Here is an 18,495-nt window from a genome sequence, read left to right as displayed (position 1 = left end):
ATCACTCCTAACCTAAATCATCGATTAAGATAGCAGAAATATTATCTTTTCCACCATTATCATTGGCAGTATCGATTAGACGATTAATCTTTTCCTGTCCACTTAATCGCATATTTAAAATTTTTGAGATTGTCTCATCACTAACCATCTTAGTCAAACCATCACTACACAATAGTAGTTGATCACCTGGTCTAAACTGAATGTTTGAGATGTCGACATCTGCATCTGAAGAAACACCTAGACCCTTTACAATTACATTTTGTAAATTTGAATCGACGTTTTCTCCATCTTTAACCTCGCCTTTTTCAATTAAAAAATTGATGTATGAATGATCGACGGTAAGTTGCTTAAGCTGACTACTTCTTAATAAATAACAACGACTATCTCCCAGATGGGTTAGTAGATATTGATTTCCAAAGAACAATGCAACAACAACAGTGGTTGCCATTTTACTTAAGCTTTCATCTTTAATTCCCATTTCAACAATCTTATTATTTACATCGCTAATTGTTTTAGATAGCCATGCTTTAGTATCGATAATTGAACTAATATGATGATTTTGAAAAGCTTGTCCAATAAAATCAACAGCTGTTGAAGCAGCAATTTCACCACCATTGCTTCCCCCAACTCCATCGGCCAGGATTGCAATTAGCGCGCCTTGTTGATTTTTAAAATAGCCAACATAATCTTCATTACTAATTCTTTGTTTACCAATAACAGAATTAGCAGCAACTTCCATTTCTATTCACCACCGTTTTTTATTAAATTACAAACGAAGAATCCATCAGAATCATAATCGTCTGGATAGATTCGAATGTAACCATCATTTAGCGGGATACCCATTTTTGAAACTGGATCAACACGTTTAAAATCAGGATTTTGTTTTAAGAATTCATCAATTACGTCTGAATTTTCTTGATTCAAAATGGTACAAGTACTATAAACAAGCTTACCACCTTTTTTAAGTTTTTTGGCAGCAGAAGTTAGAATGTCCAATTGAATAGATGCTAATTTTTTAACATCTTCCATCTTCTTTTCGTATCTAATTTCTGGTTTTCTTCTAATCAAACCAATTCCTGAACATGGTGCATCAATTAAAATTTGGTTGAATGTTTCATCATCATATAAATCATCAAGCTTTCTTGCATCACAAGCTTGAGTAGATAACACGTCACTAACACCTAGTCGTTCAGCATTCTTTTGCACTTGCTTCAAACGATTATTGTGCAAATCCAACGCTTCAACATGACCACCAGCTTCTTTGGATAGGTGTTCTGCAATTTGAGTGGTTTTTCCACCAGGTGCTGAACAAGCATCTAGGATTACATCGGACTCTTTAATGTCCATGGATTCAACTGGTAACATTGCACTTTCGTCTTGAATTGTCATTTGACCATTCTTAAAAGTATCACTGTAACTAGCAGACTTCTTGGTTAAGATTAGTCCAGATTCAACCAGCTTACTGTTTTGCACGCCATACCCATCAGCTTTTAATTTATCTGACAATGATTGCTTACTAATTAACTTAGAATTAAAACGCACTGATTGCTTTGATGGTTGATTAATACTCTTTAGGATGGAAAGTGTCTTTTCTTCACCCACTTGTTTGTTCAACTCTTCAATCATCCATTCAGAAATACTGTATTCAATTGAAAGTTTCTTAATTGGGTCGTCAATATCAGAAAAGTCAGGTAATCCTTTTCTTTGAATTTGATGAAGAACACCAGTAACTAATCTCCTAATTCCGTCATGACCCATTTTCTTCGCAATCTTGATGGTTTCATTAAAGACGGCTCTGGTAGGAATTTTATCCAAGTATTCCATTTGATAAATCGCAGAATACAACAATTCCTTAACCCAGTCATCCACCTTATTGGCATTTTTTAGGAAGTGATTTAATTGGTACTCCAATGTTAAACGATGTTGAATAACACCGTAAACAATGTTGGTAAGCAATGCAATATCACGACTGCTTAAGTCACTATTTTCAATGACTTGGTTTAGTTGTAGGTTGGAGTAAGCTCCGTTTGAAATTTTACTAAGCGTCTTTACAGCCAGTAATCTAGGGTTACTTGACATCTTCTATCACCATATCTCCTTGTTGAATTGATTGACCTGCACCATTTAAGAATGCGTTGATTGGTTGTTTTGGTTTACCTGAAGGTTGGATTTCCAAAAGTTGTAGAACCGTTCCATCTCCACAGGCAATCTTCAAAGCTTTCTTTGTCTTTTCGACAACTTGACCAGGCTTTAAGTCAGTGGTTTCATCTAAAGGTTTAGCACTCCAAAACTTAGTACGTTTTCCTAACATTATGGCAAATGCATTTGGTGATGGACGTAGTGCTCTAATCTTGCGATTGACTAGAAAAGCAGACTTACTAAAGTCTAATTCTTCTTGTTCTCTTGTAATGTTTGGTGAAAATACGACCTTGTCTTCATCTTGTGGAGTTGGGTTAACATACCCAGAAGCCACCTTTGGTAATGTTTCAAGAAGTAAATCTCGACCAATGATGCTTAACTTATCAAATAATGATTGGGTATCATCATCTGGTTGAATATCCAATGCCTGTTGAGATAAGACATCCCCAGCATCCATCTTCTTAACCATGTACATGATTGAAATTCCCGTTTGCTTGTCACCATTAATCAATGAATATTGAACAGGTGCACCACCACGGTATTTTGGTAACAATGAACCGTGAACGTTAACCGCAGCAATCTTGGCAGCATTCAATAGTTTTTCCGGTAAGAATTGACCGAAAGCAGCGGTGATAATGAAATCAGGATTAATTTCTATAATTTTTTCCATTTCATCACTACCACTAATTTTTTCAGGCTGAAGCACTGGAATTGATAATTCTTGTGCCGCTTCCTTTACTGGTGATGGTTTTAATACTCTTTTTCTTCCAAAAGGTCGATCTGGTTGGGTCACGACTGCTTGTACATCATAGTCGTCACTTTCCACTAACCCTTTTAATACAGGAACTGCAAATGATGGAGTTCCCATAAATACAACTTTTTTCATTTTATCTACATCCTTACATAAAGTTCAAAGGATCAGGGTCTATGTTTACGTATAGTCCCTTTTGAGCGTCCTTTTGATAATGATTCAATATATATTCCAAACATGGTTTCATATTTGGTTCATTTTTATACTTAATAATAATTTGATAGTAGTACTTATTCTTTAATTTTAAGATTGAACTAGGTGATGGCCCTAACATAATTGCTTGGTCACTTAGCTTCGCCTTTAAAATCTTAGCAATTTCGTACATCTTAGCAGCTGCCTTAGCTTCGTTGACATCAGATGCTGATATCTTAACAGTGAAATAATAAGGTGGATAGTTAGTTTGATGTCTAACATTCATTTCCTTACGATAGAACAATTCATAGTCCTGTCTTTGCGCTAGTCTAATCGCATAGTGATCAGGATTAAAGGTTTGAATGTAAACCAATCCTTTTTTCTCTGCTCGACCAGCACGTCCACTAACCTGAGTTAATAGGTTAAATGTTCTTTCACTAGAACGGAAATCAGGTAAATCAAGGGAGGTATCAGCATTCAAAACACCAACAAGTGTAACGTTAGGAAAGTCCAATCCCTTCGCAATCATTTGAGTTCCAAGTAAGATATCGGCTTCACCGTTACCAAACTTTTGTAAAATTCGTTCGTGTGAACCTTTTCTTCTCGTGGTATCAACGTCCATTCTTAAGATGCGAGCGTTTGGTACCAATGACTGAAGCTTTTCTTGGACCTTTTGAGTTCCAGTACCGTAATATCTGATTTTTTTACTACCACAATTTTTACACTTGTTAGGAATTGGTTCTTCGTGACCACAGTAGTGACACTTCATCGTTCTAGAATCCATGTGCAAAGTAAGTGAGATATCACAGTTTGGACAGTGCAATACGAAACCACAACTACGACACATGACAAACGAGGAATATCCTCTGCGGTTTAACATCAACACAATCTGTTCGTGTTTTTGTAAACGATTGTTAATTGCAGATAGTAATTCAGATGAAAAATCTTCCTGACCACTATTCTTAACTTCTTCCTTCATATCGATAACCCTAACCTCTGGTAAGGCTTGGTTATTGATTCTGTGTGGAAGTTTGATGAGTTGGTAAACACCCTTAGTAGCTCTTGCTCTTGATTCCAACGAAGGAGTAGCACTACCTAAAACTAACGGACAGTTGTGAAAACTTGCTCGCCACTTCGCAACATCTCTTGTATGGTAGCGAGGAGAATCATCTTGCTTATAACTAGCTTCGTGTTCTTCATCCATGATGATGATACCGATATTATCTAATGGAGCAAAGATAGCAGAACGCGCTCCAACGACCACATCAGCTTCACCATTATTAACTCTGCGCCATTCATCATATTTTTCACCATTCGATAAACCACTATGTAACATTGCTACTCGATTACCAAATCGACCCTTAACCCTTTTTACCATCTGTGGGGTTAACGATATTTCAGGGACTAGCATTAAAGCGGTCTTGCCTAATTCAAGCGCTTTTTGGATTGATTGAAGGTATACTTCAGTCTTTCCAGAACCGGTAACACCCTCTAGTAAGAAGACAGTATCCTGGTCACGCTTAGTTGCCGTACTAATTCTATCAACGGCACTTTTTTGATTGTCGTTTAACTGTAATGGTTTGTTTGTGCCAACTTGACCTTGGTATGGATTACGGTATTCCTCTTGTAAGAACCTAGTAAACCATCCCTTGTCCACCGCACTTTTAATAGCAGCTTCAGGAATATCAAAATCATGAACTAATTTGCGTTGCGCAATCTCTTTATCATTATGATTAACGATAAAATCTAGAATTTTAATTAGGTTCTTTGAGTTTTTACGGACCTTAGTTAATTCTTCTTTTGCTTGCTCATTTGTTAAGTTCGGTTTGATCGCATATATCTTTTTAGCCTTGGCACCATCAGAAACCTTGTATTCAACAGAAAGTTTATTTTCTTTACGATATTGAATAATCTTCTTTAAGACACTAGCTGGGTATTCATCCACGTCAAAATCAACGACATTATCATCACCAAAAATGGCTAAAATATCGTCGTCGATTTCACTTGAATCATTTAATACTAATTGTTTTTGATACTTCGCTCTCATTACACTTGGAAGCATTGTTAAAATACAACTAATTTGAAAGGAATAGGTCTTTTCTGCCATCCATTTGGACATGTCTAGTAATTCATTATTCAAAACAGGATCCAAATCCAATAGTCCTGAAATTTCCTTTAATTCACCGTCAAAGGTTCCATTATCATCGATATCCCAAACGATTCCCTGAATTTTACGGCCACCATTTCCAAACGGAACAATGACACGCATCCCTTTTTGAAGTTTATCTGTTAACTCATATGGTACTAAGTAAGTATATGGTTCGTTAGTTTGCATTGTTGGCACATCAACAATTACTTTTGCTAAATTCAATCTAACTCCCCCTTTAATTTAATCGATTCTTTCGCTAATGATATCAATTAATTCATTAGCAATTTTATCCTTACTTTCTACATCGCTTTTCTTAAATACTCCGGTCTCATCAATAAATGAAACTTGGTTATTATCGCTGTTAAATCCAATTGCCTTGTCACTAACGTCATTAGCTAACAATAAATCTAACTTTTTCTTGGTTAATTTTTGCTTAGCGTTATCCAATAGGTTTTGGGTTTCTGCAGCAAAACCGACGACAAATTGATCATCCTTTATCTTTGATAATTCCTTTAAAATATCAGGTGTTTTTACCAAATGGATGTCTAATTCATCACCATTTTTCTTGATTTTTTGCTCTGAATATTTTGCCGGTGTGTAGTCAGAAACAGCAGCAGCCATTACTAAAACATCAGCATCCTCAAAGTTGTCTTCAATCGCACTCTTCATTTCACTAGCTGAACTAACATTAATAACATTAACGTTGCCGTTGATATGTTGAGTTTCTGAAGATGAAATTAAAGTCACGGCAGCTCCGGCATTCATGGCAGCTCTAGCAATTGCATATCCCATCTTACCTGATGAATTATTACTAATGTATCTAACCGGATCAATGGCTTCTCTAGTTCCACCAGCTGTGACAATCATCTTCTTGCCCGCTAATCGAGTATTTTGTTCAACCATCAATTCTAATCTTTCAATAATCTCTTCAGGTTCAATCATTCTACCCTTAGCTTCGTATCCTTCGGCTAAGAATCCTGAAGTTGGATAGATGATTTTACAACCATCCGCCTCGATTTGTTGAATATTTCTTTGTGTTGCAGGATTATCCCACATGTTGTTGTTCATGGCTGGAACAATCACTTTTGTAGAAGGTGTTGCAAGCAGTGTCGTAGTAACTGCTTCGTCACCAATCCCATTAGCCAACTTGGCAATTGTGTTTGCTGTAGCTGGTGCAACGATTGAAATATCAGCCCATGTTGCAATATCTATATGGGTGATTTCATTAGCATCCTTTTCGTCAAAAGTATCAGTGAAAACAAAGTTTTTAGTCAATGTTTGAAAAGCTAATGGTGTAACGAATTGTTGTGCACCACCGCTCATAACGACTCTGACATCGTTTCCATTTTTAACTAATAATCGCGCTAAGGTTAATGACTTATATGCGGCAATACTACCGGTAACATATAGTGCTATTTTTTTATTATTCACTAATCAAACCTCCCATATCTTAAGAACTTATTACCTATATTGTATCAAAAAATCAAAATAAAAACCCTTGCATTGCTGCAAAGGGTTAATTTATTTATTATTTGTTATCTCTAGTTAGTTCAACCTTGCCGGCAACGATTTCTTCGAAAGCCTTACCAACAGATTTTCTAGATTTGTATGAGTCTAATAATAATGGTGATCCAGCATCAATATCATGAGCTCTCTTACTTGCTAGCATGATTAATGAGTATCTTGAATCAACTCTTTCAAGTAGTTTGTCAACAGATGGATATAATAGCATTAGTCTTCTTCTCCTAACATTGATAGATAATCCGGCATTACGCGGTTAACTTTTAGTCTTTCGCTGTTAACGATAGTCTTAATTCTATCTACAGCATTTTCAACTTTGTCGTTTAATACAGCATAGTCATAGTTTCTCATCATCTTGATTTCAGAAACGGCTGTCTTGATACGCTTATCGATAACGTCCATGTCATCAGTTCCACGACCAATTAAACGATTCTTTAGTACAACTAAATCAGGTGGGGTTAGAAATACAAATACTGCTTCTGGGCAATTAGCTCTAACCTGCATTGCACCATTAACTTCGATTTCTAAGAATACGTCATGACCTTCATCCAAAGTCTTATTAACATAGTTCAATGGAGTTCCATAGTAATTGTCAACGTACTTTGCATATTCTAGCATTTCACCATTTTTGATATGGTCTTCGAATTCTTCTTTACTAACAAAGAAATAGTCTTTACCGTTTACTTCACCTTCACGAGGACTTCTAGTAGTCATTGAAATTGAGTACTTGAAATCAACGTCTGGTTCGTTAAACAATGCTTTTCTAACAGTACCTTTACCAACACCAGAAGGTCCTGAAAGAACAATTAGCATTCCTCTTTTTGCCATTTTAAAACCCCTCAAAATTTTATAATACTACCATTATGGCCTATTTTACTGATTTTTTCAAATTTATTTTTTGGTTTCATCAGCTAACTTTAATAATTCGTTAGCGTGTTGAAGTGTTAAATCAGTGACCGTTGTACCAGATAACATTCTAGCAAGTTCATCAACACGTTTTTGAACTGATAACTTGATGATACTTGTCTTGGTACGATTCTTATCAATCTTCTTTTCAATAAAGTAATGATGATCAGACATTGCAGCAACCTGTGGTAAATGCGTAATACATAGAACCTGAGATTTTTGCGCAATCTTACTGATTTTTTCGGCGATTGCTTGAGCAACTCTACCGGAAACACCAGTATCTACTTCATCGAAGATGATTGAAGTAACACCCTGCATATTAGTGAATAATGTCTTTAGCGCCAACATAATTCTAGATAGTTCCCCACCGGAAGCAATCTTTGATAATGGCAACATTGCTTCACCTGGGTTGGTTCTCATATAGAATTCAACACGTTCTGTTCCGTATCTATGAAATTCACCGATTGGTAACTTTTCGAAGTTAACCTTGAACTCGGTCTTAGCCATGTATAAATCAGATAGTTGATCATGCACTGCTTCCTCAAGCTTGGTTGCGACAGCGTGACGCTCTGTGTTCAATTCATCAGCTAAATCACTCAACTTGTTTACGGTTGATTCATATTGTTCGTTTAAATCTTCACCAGTAGTTTGGTCAGCTTGCATGGTTGAAAGTTCCTTCACAACATTATCGTAATGCTTTAGGATTTGTTCAATTGAATCACCATACTTACGTTTTAAACCGTAGATGACATTCAGTCTTTCTTCGATTTCTTCTAAACGACCTTGGTCAAATTCTTGTAAGTCCATTTGATCAGAAATGTTGTCAGAAGCATCTTGTAGTAAGTAAAAAGCATTTTTGATGTTATCAGAAATTTCTCTAAATTGAGGGTCAACTTCTTCAATTGATTCCATTGAATTCTTGGCTTCACCAATTACATCTAAAGGATTAAACGTTTCATCACCATTAATAGCACTAAAACTCATATTTAAGGCGTCAACAATTTTTTGATAGTTAAGCAAGTGGTCTCTTTGACTGACTAGTTCTTCTTCTTCGCCAACTTCTAGATGCGCATTACTAATTTCATTCTCCTGAAATTCCAGCATATCAAGTCGTTGTGACCATTCTTTTTCATTACCACGTTTTTCTTTAATTGATGCTTTTAATTGTTGGTAATGATCAAAAGTTTTTTGATACTTAGCTAAAGTATCCCCAATTTGTTTGTGACCAAATTCATCAAGTAAATGAACGTGTCTTTCTGGTTGCATTAATTCTTGATGTTCATTTTGACCATGAATATCAACGATTGTCTCACCAATTTTCTTTAGCATTGTGGTATTAACAAGCATCCCATTGACACGACAAATATTGCGGCCATTTCTATAGATTTCTCTTTGTAAAATGACGCTGTTATCACTATGATCGATTCCCATGTCATCCAACACTTTGTATGTTAGACCATCTTCTGGGAACACAAATAAACCTTGAATTAATAACTTATTACTACCAGTTCTGATAAAGTTTTGTGAACCTCTACCACCGGCTAATAGTCCAACGGCATCGATAATAATTGACTTACCAGCACCAGTTTCACCGGTTAGAACAGTCATTCCATTGGAAAAATCAATTTCTAAATGGTCGATAATCGCAAAATCGCTAATTGATAGGTTTTCAAGCAATCAAAAGACTCCCTTTCATTACTTTAGTTCGTCAGCTCGTTTGATAGTATCTTCAATCGAAATATCTGGATTAATTGAAGGATTATCAACAGACTTTAAGTCTACTAAGAATTCAATATTTCCTTCGCCACCCTTGATTGGTGAGAAGTCTAATCCTTCAACTGAGTAACCAGCGCTAACGGCAAATTTTATAATGTCTTCTAAAACTTCGGCATGAACGGCGTGGTCTCTGACAATACCATGCTTACCGATCTTATCTCTTCCGGCTTCAAATTGTGGCTTAATTAACGCCGCAACATGGCCATTTTTTACAAGAATATCTTTTAGTGGTGGCAAAATCAAGTGAAGTGAAATGAAAGAAACGTCAATTGAAGCAAATTCTGGTTGACCTTCTGTAAAATCATCTAGCTTTGAGTATCTAAAGTTAGTGTGTTCCATCACAACAACTCTTGGATCTTCACGCAACTTCCATACTAGTTGGTTACTACCAACATCCAAAGCGTAACTTTTTTTAGCACCATTTTGTAACATCACATCAGTAAATCCACCAGTGGATGAACCGATATCTAAAACAGTCTTATCTTTAACATCAAGATTAAATACCTTCAAGGCTTTTTCAAGCTTTAGACCGCCTCGACTAACGTATGGCATTGGTTTTCCTTTTAAATGCAACTTTGTGTCTTCAGGAATCTTAACACCTGGTTTATCCAAACGTTCTTCGTTTTTACCTAAAACTTCGCCGGCCATTACGGCTCTCTTGGCTTTTTCTCTTGTATCAAAAATACCCTGTTGAACAAGTAGCACGTCTACTCTTTCTTTTTTCATGCGAACTACTCCTATTTTTCTATTTTAAAATAATCTAAAAATGATGATAACAATTCTGTATCGACATCATTTTCGTCTTTTAATTCGTCTAAAATTTGGCGGCTATGACTAATTGTGTCTTCTAAGTAAGAATATGCCTTATCTAATCCCAAATGATTAGTATAAGTGTTTTTAACGCCATCTTGGTGTACTGGTTTTCCTAGTTCTTCTTGACTGGAAACAACATCTAAAATGTCGTCATAAATTTGAAAGGCCAAACCATAGTCGGCACCAAATTGATCTAACTTATCAATCACGTCACGACTAGCATTGGACAAGATACCACCAGCAATCATTGCATATCTAATTAATGCACCAGTTTTTCCTTCGTGTAACTTCTTAATTTCATCCAAAGAAAGCTGTTTATTTTCATTCAAAATATCCATGGATTGACCGGCAACCATCCCTGATGGGCCAGCAAATTTAGATAGATAATAAACTAATTGAGACTTCTTATGATCATCTAGGTCATTATCGGTTAACCATTGAAAGGCCAAGGTTAATAATCCGTCACCTGCTAATGTGGCTAAACCGGCACCATAAATAACATGATTAGTCTTCTTACCACGTCTTAAATCGTCATCATCCATAGCTGGTAAATCATCATGGATTAATGAATAAGTGTGTAGTAATTCAAGTGCACTAATCGCCTTTAAATCATCGTCTGTCACTTCATGATTTAACGTCTTTAAGGTTGCGATGCTCATTAGTGGTCTTAATCTTTTTCCACCAGCCATCAATGAATAGCTCATTGATTCAGCAAGTTGATCATTACTGACATCTTTTTTAACTTGATTAGCTAGTTGGCTTTCAATTTGTGGTTTGTATTCATCAATAAAATCAGATAAAACTACAGATTGACTCATTACTTATCTTCACTTTCTTTTTCGAATGCAACTTCAGAATCATCATCTGTCATTTCTTTAGCCAATGTTTTTTCAGCATTCTTCAAAGTACTTTGTAGTTCACCACTTAGCTTAACACCTTTTTGGAATTCACTTAGTGCCTTTTCCAAAGGAATGTCACCTTGTTCTAATTCGGAAACGATTTGTTCTAGTTTGTTCATGTTATCTTCAAAACTTGCTTTTTCAGCCATTATTTACTCTCCTTTTTGACTTCATTAACAGTTGCTTTCGCATATCCATCAATTAATTTTAGTTCAATATCATCGTTTTTCTTAATGTCATCAATTTTCTTTACGACCTTGCCCTCACTGTTAGTTGTAAAACTAAATCCACGAGACATAACCTTTAACGGGCTTAGATGATCTAAAGCGTCAACTCTTTGTGTTAGTTGATTTTGCTTATTTTGAATCAACAACATAATGTTTCTCTTTAATTGATTATCTTGTACTTGTAAAACTTGTTGTTGTTCTTTAATTAAGTTCTTTGGTGAATTGATTTTTAGATTATATACTAAATCATTTAACTTTCTATCGGAATGGTTAATTGTTTCCTTTAGAGCGTTCATCAATCTTTCGTTTAGCATATCAATCTTTTGGACGTATGAATCATACAAACGTTCAGGTTGATTGAAAATGTATGATTGTTGAATTTTTGCTAAACGTTGTTGTAATTGATTTAACTTGTTTCTAAAAGCATTAAAAATTCGTACTTGGTCATTTTTAATATCAGTCATGACATCAGTCAATACTGGTACCGCTAGTTCGGCAGCGGCAGTTGGTGTAGCTGCTCTTATATCCGCAACTAAATCAGCAATTGTTGTGTCGGTTTCGTGTCCAACTGAAGAGATCACTGGAATCTTACTATCAAAGATGGCTCTGGCAACGATTTCTTCGTTAAATGGCCAAAGGTCTTCAATCGAACCTCCACCACGTCCGATAATTAATGTGTCAAAATCACCGCGTTCATTAACACGGTTAATTTGACGAACAATGTCAGCAGCAGCTGCATCGCCTTGCACTACGGCAGGATATAAAACGATTTGAGCAATTGGATATCTTCTTCTAGTGGTTGTAATAATATCTCTAATAACAGCTCCACTAGGTGAAGTAACTACAGCAATTCTCTTTGGATACTTTTCCAAAGTTTTTTTAGGAGCATTGAATAATCCTTCAGCAGATAGTTTTTTCTTTAATTGTTCATAAGCTTGATACAAGGCACCAACACCATCTGGTTCCATGTGATCAATATAAATTTGGTAGTTACCGGTTGCTTCATAGACTGAAATTCTACCAGTAACTAATACTTTCATTCCTTCTTCGGGTTTAAACTTAACCTTATCGAAAGCGGATTTAAACATAATAGCGCTAATCTTGGCGTTATCATCCTTCAAGCTAAAGTATTGATGTGCCGGTCTCAATCTAAAGTTAGAAATTTCACCAGTTAAATAAACCTTATCTAGATAGGGATCGCGATCAAATTTTTTCTTAATATAGCTTGTTAAATCGCTAACACTTAGGTAATCATTACCCATTAATATCACTCCACTTTGATAGTTCTACGGTTTGTCTCATCAATGTAGCGATGGTCATTGGACCAACACCACCTGGTACAGGAGTTATGTATGAGGCTTTCTTAGCAATACCATCATAATCAACGTCTCCAACTAATTTACCTTCATCATTCACGTTTTGACCAACGTCAATTACAACTACGCCATCTTTTACATCACTTTCTGTTACTGTATTAACCTTACCAGTAGCAGATACGATAATATCGGCGTCTAATGTGTATTCTTTAATATTTGCATAATGATTTAACACTGTTACTTCTGCACCAGCATTGATTAATAAAGCTGCCATTGGTCTACCGACGATGGTACTTCTACCAATTACAACTGCTTTTTTACCTTTTAAATCAATACCATATTCTTCAAACATAGTCATAACACCCTTTGGTGTACATGCCACAGGATAATTACTTTGTTCGTTTAAGAATAACTTACCAGAATTAATCACTTGGAATCCATCCACGTCTTTATCTGAGTTAATTTGACTCATAACGTATTTTTCGTTGATGTGTTTTGGTAGTGGTGATTGAATCAAAATTGCATCAATGTCATCGTCATGATTATAGTCGTTCAATATGTTCAATAATTCGTCTTCAGTGGTTTCTGCAGGAAGAGCCTTAACGATTGACTTAATTCCTAATTGTTGAGCTTTCTTATGCTTGCTTCTCACATAGCGGTGGCTAGCTTGATCATCCCCGACGATAATCACAGCTAGACAAGGGTTCTTACCTTGTTCGTTTAATTCTGAGACCATATCTGCAGTCTCTTGATTAACTTTCTTTGCTAAAGATCTTCCATCAATAATATTGCTCATCGTAAAACCTCCAAAGGATTATTTAATTCTCTTTTATTTTAGCATATAAAAAAATGTTTATGTAATAAAAAAAGACTCGCTTTTACGCGAATCATTTTTCTTAAGCAATTGTGTTTGATAAAACTCCATTAACAAATTTTCTTGAGTGATCATCACTGTATTTCTTTGTTAATTCCAACGCTTCATTGATTGCTACCTTTGTAGGCACATCGTCAACGTATTTAATTTCAAAAAACGCAAGTCTTAGAATTGCAAGATCAGTCTTAGCAATTCTGTTAATGGACCAACCGGAAACAAGATATGAGATTATACTATCGTCTAAGCTATCCTTATTTTCGATAACTCCATCTACTAAAGTGTTGTAGTATGATGGAATTTCTGTTTCTTCATCGGTTCTTGAGATAGCATGAAAAAATAGTTCTTTATCGGTTGTATCATTTGCATTGATAGCAAACAATGTTTGAAATGCATACTCTCTTATTTTATGTCTAGTAAATTCCACTATTTTTCACCCTTATCGCTACTATTGCCGTTTAATAAACTTTTTGAATTAGCTCTTTTATCTTGTTTTTCATGAACGACACCTTCTACATGAACATTAACTTCACCTAAATCAAGTTCAGTCATAAATAGAAGTTGTTGTTTTACTTGTTCTTGAATTTCTAGAGCAACTTTAGGAACAGAAACCCCGTAATTTAGATATACGTAAACATCAACGATTAATTTTTCATCTTTAAAATTAAGTCTAATGCCCTTACCCATTTCTTTACGACCGAATAGTTCATTAACACTTGTTGCCAATGATCCACGCATGCGCTTTACGCCCTTTACTTGGACAGAGGCAATACTTGCGATTACTTCCAATACGTTTGGTGAGATTTGAATATCCCCAAACTTTGAACTAGCCTTTGGTAAGGAAATATTTGTTTGTTCTGCCATAAAAATTACCCTCCAATCAAAATAAAAGCATCAATTATTTATTAATTAAGCTCTTGAGATGTATGTTGCATCATTGGTGTTAATAACTAGCTTGTCACCAGCGTTAACAAAGAATGGTACTTGTACAATTAAACCAGTAGTCATAGTAGCTGGCTTGCTTCCACCTGAAGCAGTGTTACCTTTGATACTTGGTTCAGTTTCTGCAACTTCTAGAGTAACAGTGTTTGGTACTTCGATACCGATAACTTCGTTTTCGTATTGAACGATACTTACGTCCATGTTTTCTTGTAAGTAATTTAAAGCATCCTTGATCTTGTCACCAGGTACAGTAATTTGTTCGTATGAATCCATATCCATGAATACGTAACCTGCACCATCTTCGTATAGGTATTGCATGTTTCTAGTGTCAATTTGTGCTTGTTCCATCTTAGCACCGGCACGGAAAGTCTTGTCTTGAACAGCACCTGTTCTTAGGTTCTTAAGTTTAGTACGTACGAACGCACCACCCTTACCTGGCTTTACGTGTTGGAAGTTGATGATACGCCAAATTGCGTTATCTACTTCAATAGTTAATCCTGTTTTAAATTGGGCAGTTGAAATTGTTGCCATGATTAAAACTCCTCCTAGTATTACTAATATGTTTTATATGATAGCAATGTTAGTGCATCGATTGCAATCGTAATCGTTACTACCATTGTATCATGTTAGCTTTATTTAAATAAGTCTTTGGTAATAAAAAAAGCCTGAAAATAAATCAGGCTTTTTCTACATTATTCACTAATTACTTAGCAACTGCTTCAGATACTGGGTATACTGAAACTTGGCGCTTGCTGCGGCCCATACGTTCGAAACGTACAACACCATCAACTAAAGCAAATAAAGTATCATCACCGGCACGCTTAACGTTTTTACCTGGGTAAATGTGAGTACCACGTTGACGGTAAATGATTGAACCAGTAGTAACTTTTGATCCATCAGCAGCCTTTGTACCTAGACGACGACCTGCAGAGTCACGACCGTTGGCTGTTGAACCTCCCCCTTTATGGTGAGAGAAGAATTGTAAATTCATTTCTAACATTGGATTACACCTCCGTACAATTTAATCTATTGTAATATCTAATTTAATATAATCAGCATAACTTTGAGAAATATCCCGCATTCCGTTTTGGAATGTTGATAAAATTGCTTGAGCGGCAATTTCATCTTCGGAAGAATTAGCTTTAGGAACTGTAACTTCCATAAAACCACCTTCGATGTCATCACTGACAACTTTAGGTTCTAGGTTAGCAACTTCGGTCAACCCATTTACAGTAGAAATGGATAAAACAGAAACCGCAGCACATACAATGTCCTTACCATACTCACCTGAATCAGCATGACCGGATAAACTAAAACTAGTAATTCGATCACTTTGCTTATCATGAATAATATTTGCTAATATCATTTTTAATCCTCTAATTAAGCCTTGATTGAGTCAATCATAACCTTAGTGTATGGTTGTCTATGACCCTTCTTAGAACGAGAACCCTTCTTAGGCTTGTAACGAAGAATAGTAATCTTCTTACCACGGCCTTGCTTTTCAACAGTACCTTCAACTGAAGCACCGTCTACAAGTGGAGTACCAACCTTAGCTGAGTCACCACCAACGAAAACTACTTGATCAAAAGTAACCTTTTCACCTTCGTTTGCGTTTAGCTTTTCAACGTAGATTGCTTCACCTTCAGCAACTTTGTATTGCTTTCCGCCTGTTACGATAATTGCGTACATAATGTGCACCTCCTTGAATAATATGCTTAGACTCGCCGAACATAAGCGCTTCAATAAGAAGACTTAATACTCAGTCCGTGCGGTTGTAGCTGTGAAAGTCCACAAATACAACAAAGTAAGTATACATATTTTGAATAATTTAGTCAAGAAAAAAAGCATATCATAAGTGATATGCTTCAACAATTTATTCAAATGTCGCGAGAGAGATTCGAACTCTCGACCTACGGTTTAGAAGACCGTTGCTCTATCCAGCTGAGCTATCGCGACATCAAAACTCAACAAAAAACATTATATCGAATAATCGACATGGTGTCAATATCATTTTTAAATCAATTAAAAATTTTATAATGAATTAATTTCACTAAATTGAGCTGACAATGATTTATCATCAACGCCAAGGTCTACTATACCAAATTTTAGGAACATTTTCCAGGAAAATTGGAAATCTTTTTTAGAATGATTATAAAAACCGTTAAACATCATTCGTTTAATTGATAAATATACTTGATTAAAGTCACGATCGGCATCAATGCTTGTGATTTTGTTATAATCTTCTTCATCAATAACGATTACATCTAACCAGTTATGAACGCTAGCAAACAACAAGTAATGCTTCATTACGTTGGCAACGTCTTTAGTAATCATTTCCTTATAGTTTTTTACATCAATATTTTCTTGATCTTTTTTGTATACAGAGAAACGCTTTGAATCCTCTGCTAATTTAGCCAAAGATAAATCCAATTGGATAAATAGCTTTTGTTGCTTATTATTGCCGTTTAAGAGCAATTGTTGCTTTTGCCCCATGTTATTGAACTTGGCAACAGCTTGTTGAATCATTTCGTCAAATTTTAGCAATCTAAACACCTCACAATCTATTTTATCATTATGACAAACGTTTGAAAAATAAAAAAGAGCCGGCAATAAGCCGACTCTTCTTCTAAGGTTTATTAGTATTTTTCCATGTATTGGTTACGTTCCCAATCAGAAACTTGAGCACGATAAGCATCGTATTCTAAATGCTTAGCGGCTAAGTAACTGTTGAAGATCTTTGAACCTAATGCATGTTTCATTGTTTCATCAGCAGATAATTCTTCTAGAGCATCTAGTAAGTCATCTGGTAAGTTAACAATTTCGTTTTCTTTTCTTTCTTGAGCATCCATTCTGTAGATGTTACGGTCAACACTCTTAGGAGGTACGATACCGTTTTTCAAACCATCTAGACCAGCTTCTAGAACAGAAGCAATTGCTAGGTATGGGTTTGCTGAAGCATCAGCACTTCTTAATTCAAGACGTGTAGCTTGTCCACGAGCATTTGGTACTCGGATAAGTGGAGATCTGTTTGAACCAGACCAAGCAACGTAAACCGGTGCTTCATATCCAGGAACAAGACGTTTGTATGAATTTACTAATGGGTTACAAATTGCAGTGTAACTCTTAGCATGTTTGATTAAACCACCTAAGAAATGGTAAGCAGTTTCTGATAACTTCAATTCACCATTTTCGTCGTAGAATACATCACCTGTTTCGTCAAATAATGACATGTTTAAATGCATTCCTGAACCATTAATACCACTTAGTGGTTTTGGCATAAATGTAGCGTATAGTCCGTATTTTCTTGCGATTGTTTTAACAACTAATTTAAATGTTTGAATATTGTCTGCAGCGTTTAGAGCATCTGCATATTCGAAATCAATTTCATGTTGGCCAGGAGCAACTTCATGGTGAGCTGCTTCAACGTCAAAGCCCATTTCTTCCAAAGTTAGAACGATTTCACGACGACAGTTACCACCTAAATCAAGTGGTGCCATATCAAAGTAGCTACCTTCGTCATTTAATTTAACAGTTGGTTTACCATCTTCGTCCATCTTGAATAGGAAGAATTCAGGTTCAGGTCCAATGTTAAATGATGTAAATCCAGCATCCTTCATGTCCTTTAGAACACGGATTAAGTTATTTCTTGGGTCACCTTCAAATGATGTTCCATCAGTCTTGTAAACTTCACAAATAACTCGAGCAATCTTACCGCGTTCTGAACTCCATGGAAAAATCATCCAAGTTGATAAATCAGGATGTAAATACATGTCACTTTCTTCGATTCTTACGAATCCTTCGATTGATGATCCATCAAACATAATCTTGTCATTTAATAAATCATCTAATTGACTGATAGGAACTTCAACATTCTTTAAAGTTCCTAAAACATCAGTAAACATTAAACGTAAGAATTTTACGTCCTCTTCTTTAACAATACGACGAATGTCGTCTTTTGAATAATCATGCTTTGTAGCCATATACACCTACTCC

21 protein-coding genes, 1 tRNA gene and 1 other annotated feature are annotated in these 18,495 nt (G+C 35.7%); all 22 genes read right to left on the bottom strand.

Annotation, left to right across the window (positions count from 1 at the left end; genetic code table 11):
- Positions 1 to 7 precede the first annotated feature (7 nt).
- A complete protein-coding gene (locus JUD45_RS04840; RefSeq protein ID WP_187155381.1) occupies positions 8 to 739 on the bottom strand; it encodes a Stp1/IreP family PP2C-type Ser/Thr phosphatase in 732 nt (243 codons plus the stop codon).
- Positions 740 to 741: 2 nt separating this feature from the next.
- Complete coding sequence (gene rsmB / locus JUD45_RS04835; protein WP_138726887.1) at positions 742 to 2,079, bottom strand: 16S rRNA (cytosine(967)-C(5))-methyltransferase RsmB; 1,338 nt, start codon at positions 2,077 to 2,079, stop codon at positions 742 to 744.
- Complete coding sequence (fmt, locus tag JUD45_RS04830; RefSeq protein ID WP_203619781.1) at positions 2,069 to 3,025, bottom strand: methionyl-tRNA formyltransferase; 957 nt, start codon at positions 3,023 to 3,025, stop codon at positions 2,069 to 2,071. Before fmt ends, rsmB begins: the two co-directional genes overlap by 11 nt.
- Positions 3,026 to 3,038: 13 nt before the next feature.
- The gene (gene priA, locus JUD45_RS04825; protein WP_203619780.1) at positions 3,039 to 5,453 is read right to left on the bottom strand and encodes a primosomal protein N'; all 2,415 of its coding nucleotides are present in this window, start codon (positions 5,451 to 5,453) and stop codon (positions 3,039 to 3,041) included.
- Between the two features lie 18 nt (positions 5,454 to 5,471).
- A complete protein-coding gene (coaBC, locus tag JUD45_RS04820) occupies positions 5,472 to 6,662 on the bottom strand; it encodes a bifunctional phosphopantothenoylcysteine decarboxylase/phosphopantothenate--cysteine ligase CoaBC (RefSeq protein ID WP_138726890.1) in 1,191 nt (396 codons plus the stop codon).
- 97 nt (positions 6,663 to 6,759) lie between these two features.
- Entirely contained in the window at positions 6,760 to 6,963 is a 204-nt protein-coding gene (gene rpoZ, locus JUD45_RS04815) for a DNA-directed RNA polymerase subunit omega (RefSeq protein ID WP_041152297.1), read from the bottom strand.
- On the bottom strand, positions 6,963 to 7,580 hold the full coding sequence (gene gmk / locus JUD45_RS04810) for a guanylate kinase (RefSeq protein WP_034531069.1): 618 nt from the start codon (positions 7,578 to 7,580) through the stop codon (positions 6,963 to 6,965). The genes rpoZ and gmk overlap by 1 nt, the downstream gene beginning before the upstream one ends.
- 63 nt (positions 7,581 to 7,643) lie before the next feature.
- A complete protein-coding gene (gene recN / locus JUD45_RS04805) occupies positions 7,644 to 9,335 on the bottom strand; it encodes a DNA repair protein RecN (protein ID WP_138726891.1) in 1,692 nt (563 codons plus the stop codon).
- Between the two features lie 18 nt (positions 9,336 to 9,353).
- Complete coding sequence (locus JUD45_RS04800; RefSeq protein WP_034531067.1) at positions 9,354 to 10,160, bottom strand: TlyA family RNA methyltransferase; 807 nt, start codon at positions 10,158 to 10,160, stop codon at positions 9,354 to 9,356.
- Positions 10,161 to 10,171: 11 nt separating this feature from the next.
- Entirely contained in the window at positions 10,172 to 11,065 is an 894-nt protein-coding gene (locus tag JUD45_RS04795) for a polyprenyl synthetase family protein (protein ID WP_187155378.1), read from the bottom strand.
- Positions 11,065 to 11,295, bottom strand: a complete 231-nt coding sequence (locus JUD45_RS04790) for an exodeoxyribonuclease VII small subunit (RefSeq protein ID WP_034531065.1) — start codon at positions 11,293 to 11,295, stop codon at positions 11,065 to 11,067. The genes JUD45_RS04795 and JUD45_RS04790 overlap by 1 nt, the downstream gene beginning before the upstream one ends.
- Positions 11,295 to 12,635 (bottom strand): exodeoxyribonuclease VII large subunit, encoded by a 1,341-nt coding sequence (xseA, locus tag JUD45_RS04785; protein ID WP_187155377.1) that lies wholly within the window; start codon positions 12,633 to 12,635, stop codon positions 11,295 to 11,297. Before xseA ends, JUD45_RS04790 begins: the two co-directional genes overlap by 1 nt.
- On the bottom strand, positions 12,628 to 13,485 hold the full coding sequence (locus JUD45_RS04780) for a bifunctional 5,10-methylenetetrahydrofolate dehydrogenase/5,10-methenyltetrahydrofolate cyclohydrolase (RefSeq protein WP_203619779.1): 858 nt from the start codon (positions 13,483 to 13,485) through the stop codon (positions 12,628 to 12,630). Before JUD45_RS04780 ends, xseA begins: the two co-directional genes overlap by 8 nt.
- 100 nt (positions 13,486 to 13,585) lie before the next feature.
- Entirely contained in the window at positions 13,586 to 13,987 is a 402-nt protein-coding gene (gene nusB / locus JUD45_RS04775) for a transcription antitermination factor NusB (RefSeq protein ID WP_034531062.1), read from the bottom strand.
- The gene (locus JUD45_RS04770; RefSeq protein WP_034531061.1) at positions 13,987 to 14,424 is read right to left on the bottom strand and encodes an Asp23/Gls24 family envelope stress response protein; all 438 of its coding nucleotides are present in this window, start codon (positions 14,422 to 14,424) and stop codon (positions 13,987 to 13,989) included. The genes nusB and JUD45_RS04770 overlap by 1 nt, the downstream gene beginning before the upstream one ends.
- Positions 14,425 to 14,469: 45 nt before the next feature.
- Positions 14,470 to 15,033 carry an elongation factor P gene (gene efp / locus JUD45_RS04765; RefSeq protein ID WP_034531060.1) on the bottom strand — a complete coding sequence of 188 codons (564 nt, stop codon included), beginning with the start codon at positions 15,031 to 15,033 and terminating at the stop codon, positions 14,470 to 14,472.
- Positions 15,034 to 15,205: 172 nt separating this feature from the next.
- Positions 15,206 to 15,502: a 50S ribosomal protein L27 gene (rpmA, locus tag JUD45_RS04760; RefSeq protein WP_034531059.1), complete on the bottom strand. Its 297-nt coding sequence runs from the start codon at positions 15,500 to 15,502 to the stop codon at positions 15,206 to 15,208.
- A gap of 21 nt (positions 15,503 to 15,523) precedes the next feature.
- Complete coding sequence (locus tag JUD45_RS04755) at positions 15,524 to 15,868, bottom strand: ribosomal-processing cysteine protease Prp (RefSeq protein ID WP_203619778.1); 345 nt, start codon at positions 15,866 to 15,868, stop codon at positions 15,524 to 15,526.
- A 14-nt stretch (positions 15,869 to 15,882) separates the two neighbouring features.
- A complete protein-coding gene (gene rplU / locus JUD45_RS04750; RefSeq protein WP_034531057.1) occupies positions 15,883 to 16,191 on the bottom strand; it encodes a 50S ribosomal protein L21 in 309 nt (102 codons plus the stop codon).
- Positions 16,192 to 16,209: 18 nt separating this feature from the next.
- Positions 16,210 to 16,286 (bottom strand) — a sequence feature (ribosomal protein L21 leader region).
- 98 nt (positions 16,287 to 16,384) lie between these two features.
- Positions 16,385 to 16,458 (bottom strand) — tRNA-Arg (locus JUD45_RS04745).
- A gap of 75 nt (positions 16,459 to 16,533) precedes the next feature.
- Positions 16,534 to 17,046, bottom strand: coding sequence for a hypothetical protein (locus JUD45_RS04740; protein WP_187155374.1), 513 nt, complete (start codon positions 17,044 to 17,046; stop codon positions 16,534 to 16,536).
- Between the two features lie 92 nt (positions 17,047 to 17,138).
- Positions 17,139 to 18,482, bottom strand: coding sequence for a type I glutamate--ammonia ligase (gene glnA / locus JUD45_RS04735; protein ID WP_203619777.1), 1,344 nt, complete (start codon positions 18,480 to 18,482; stop codon positions 17,139 to 17,141).
- Positions 18,483 to 18,495: the final 13 nt, after the last annotated feature.

It is taken from the genome of Apilactobacillus nanyangensis, assembly GCF_016861915.1.
GTDB lineage: Bacteria > Bacillota > Bacilli > Lactobacillales > Lactobacillaceae > Apilactobacillus > Apilactobacillus nanyangensis.
The sequence above is the reverse complement of the archived record's forward strand: the minus strand, read 5'-3'. Positions and strand labels throughout refer to the sequence as shown.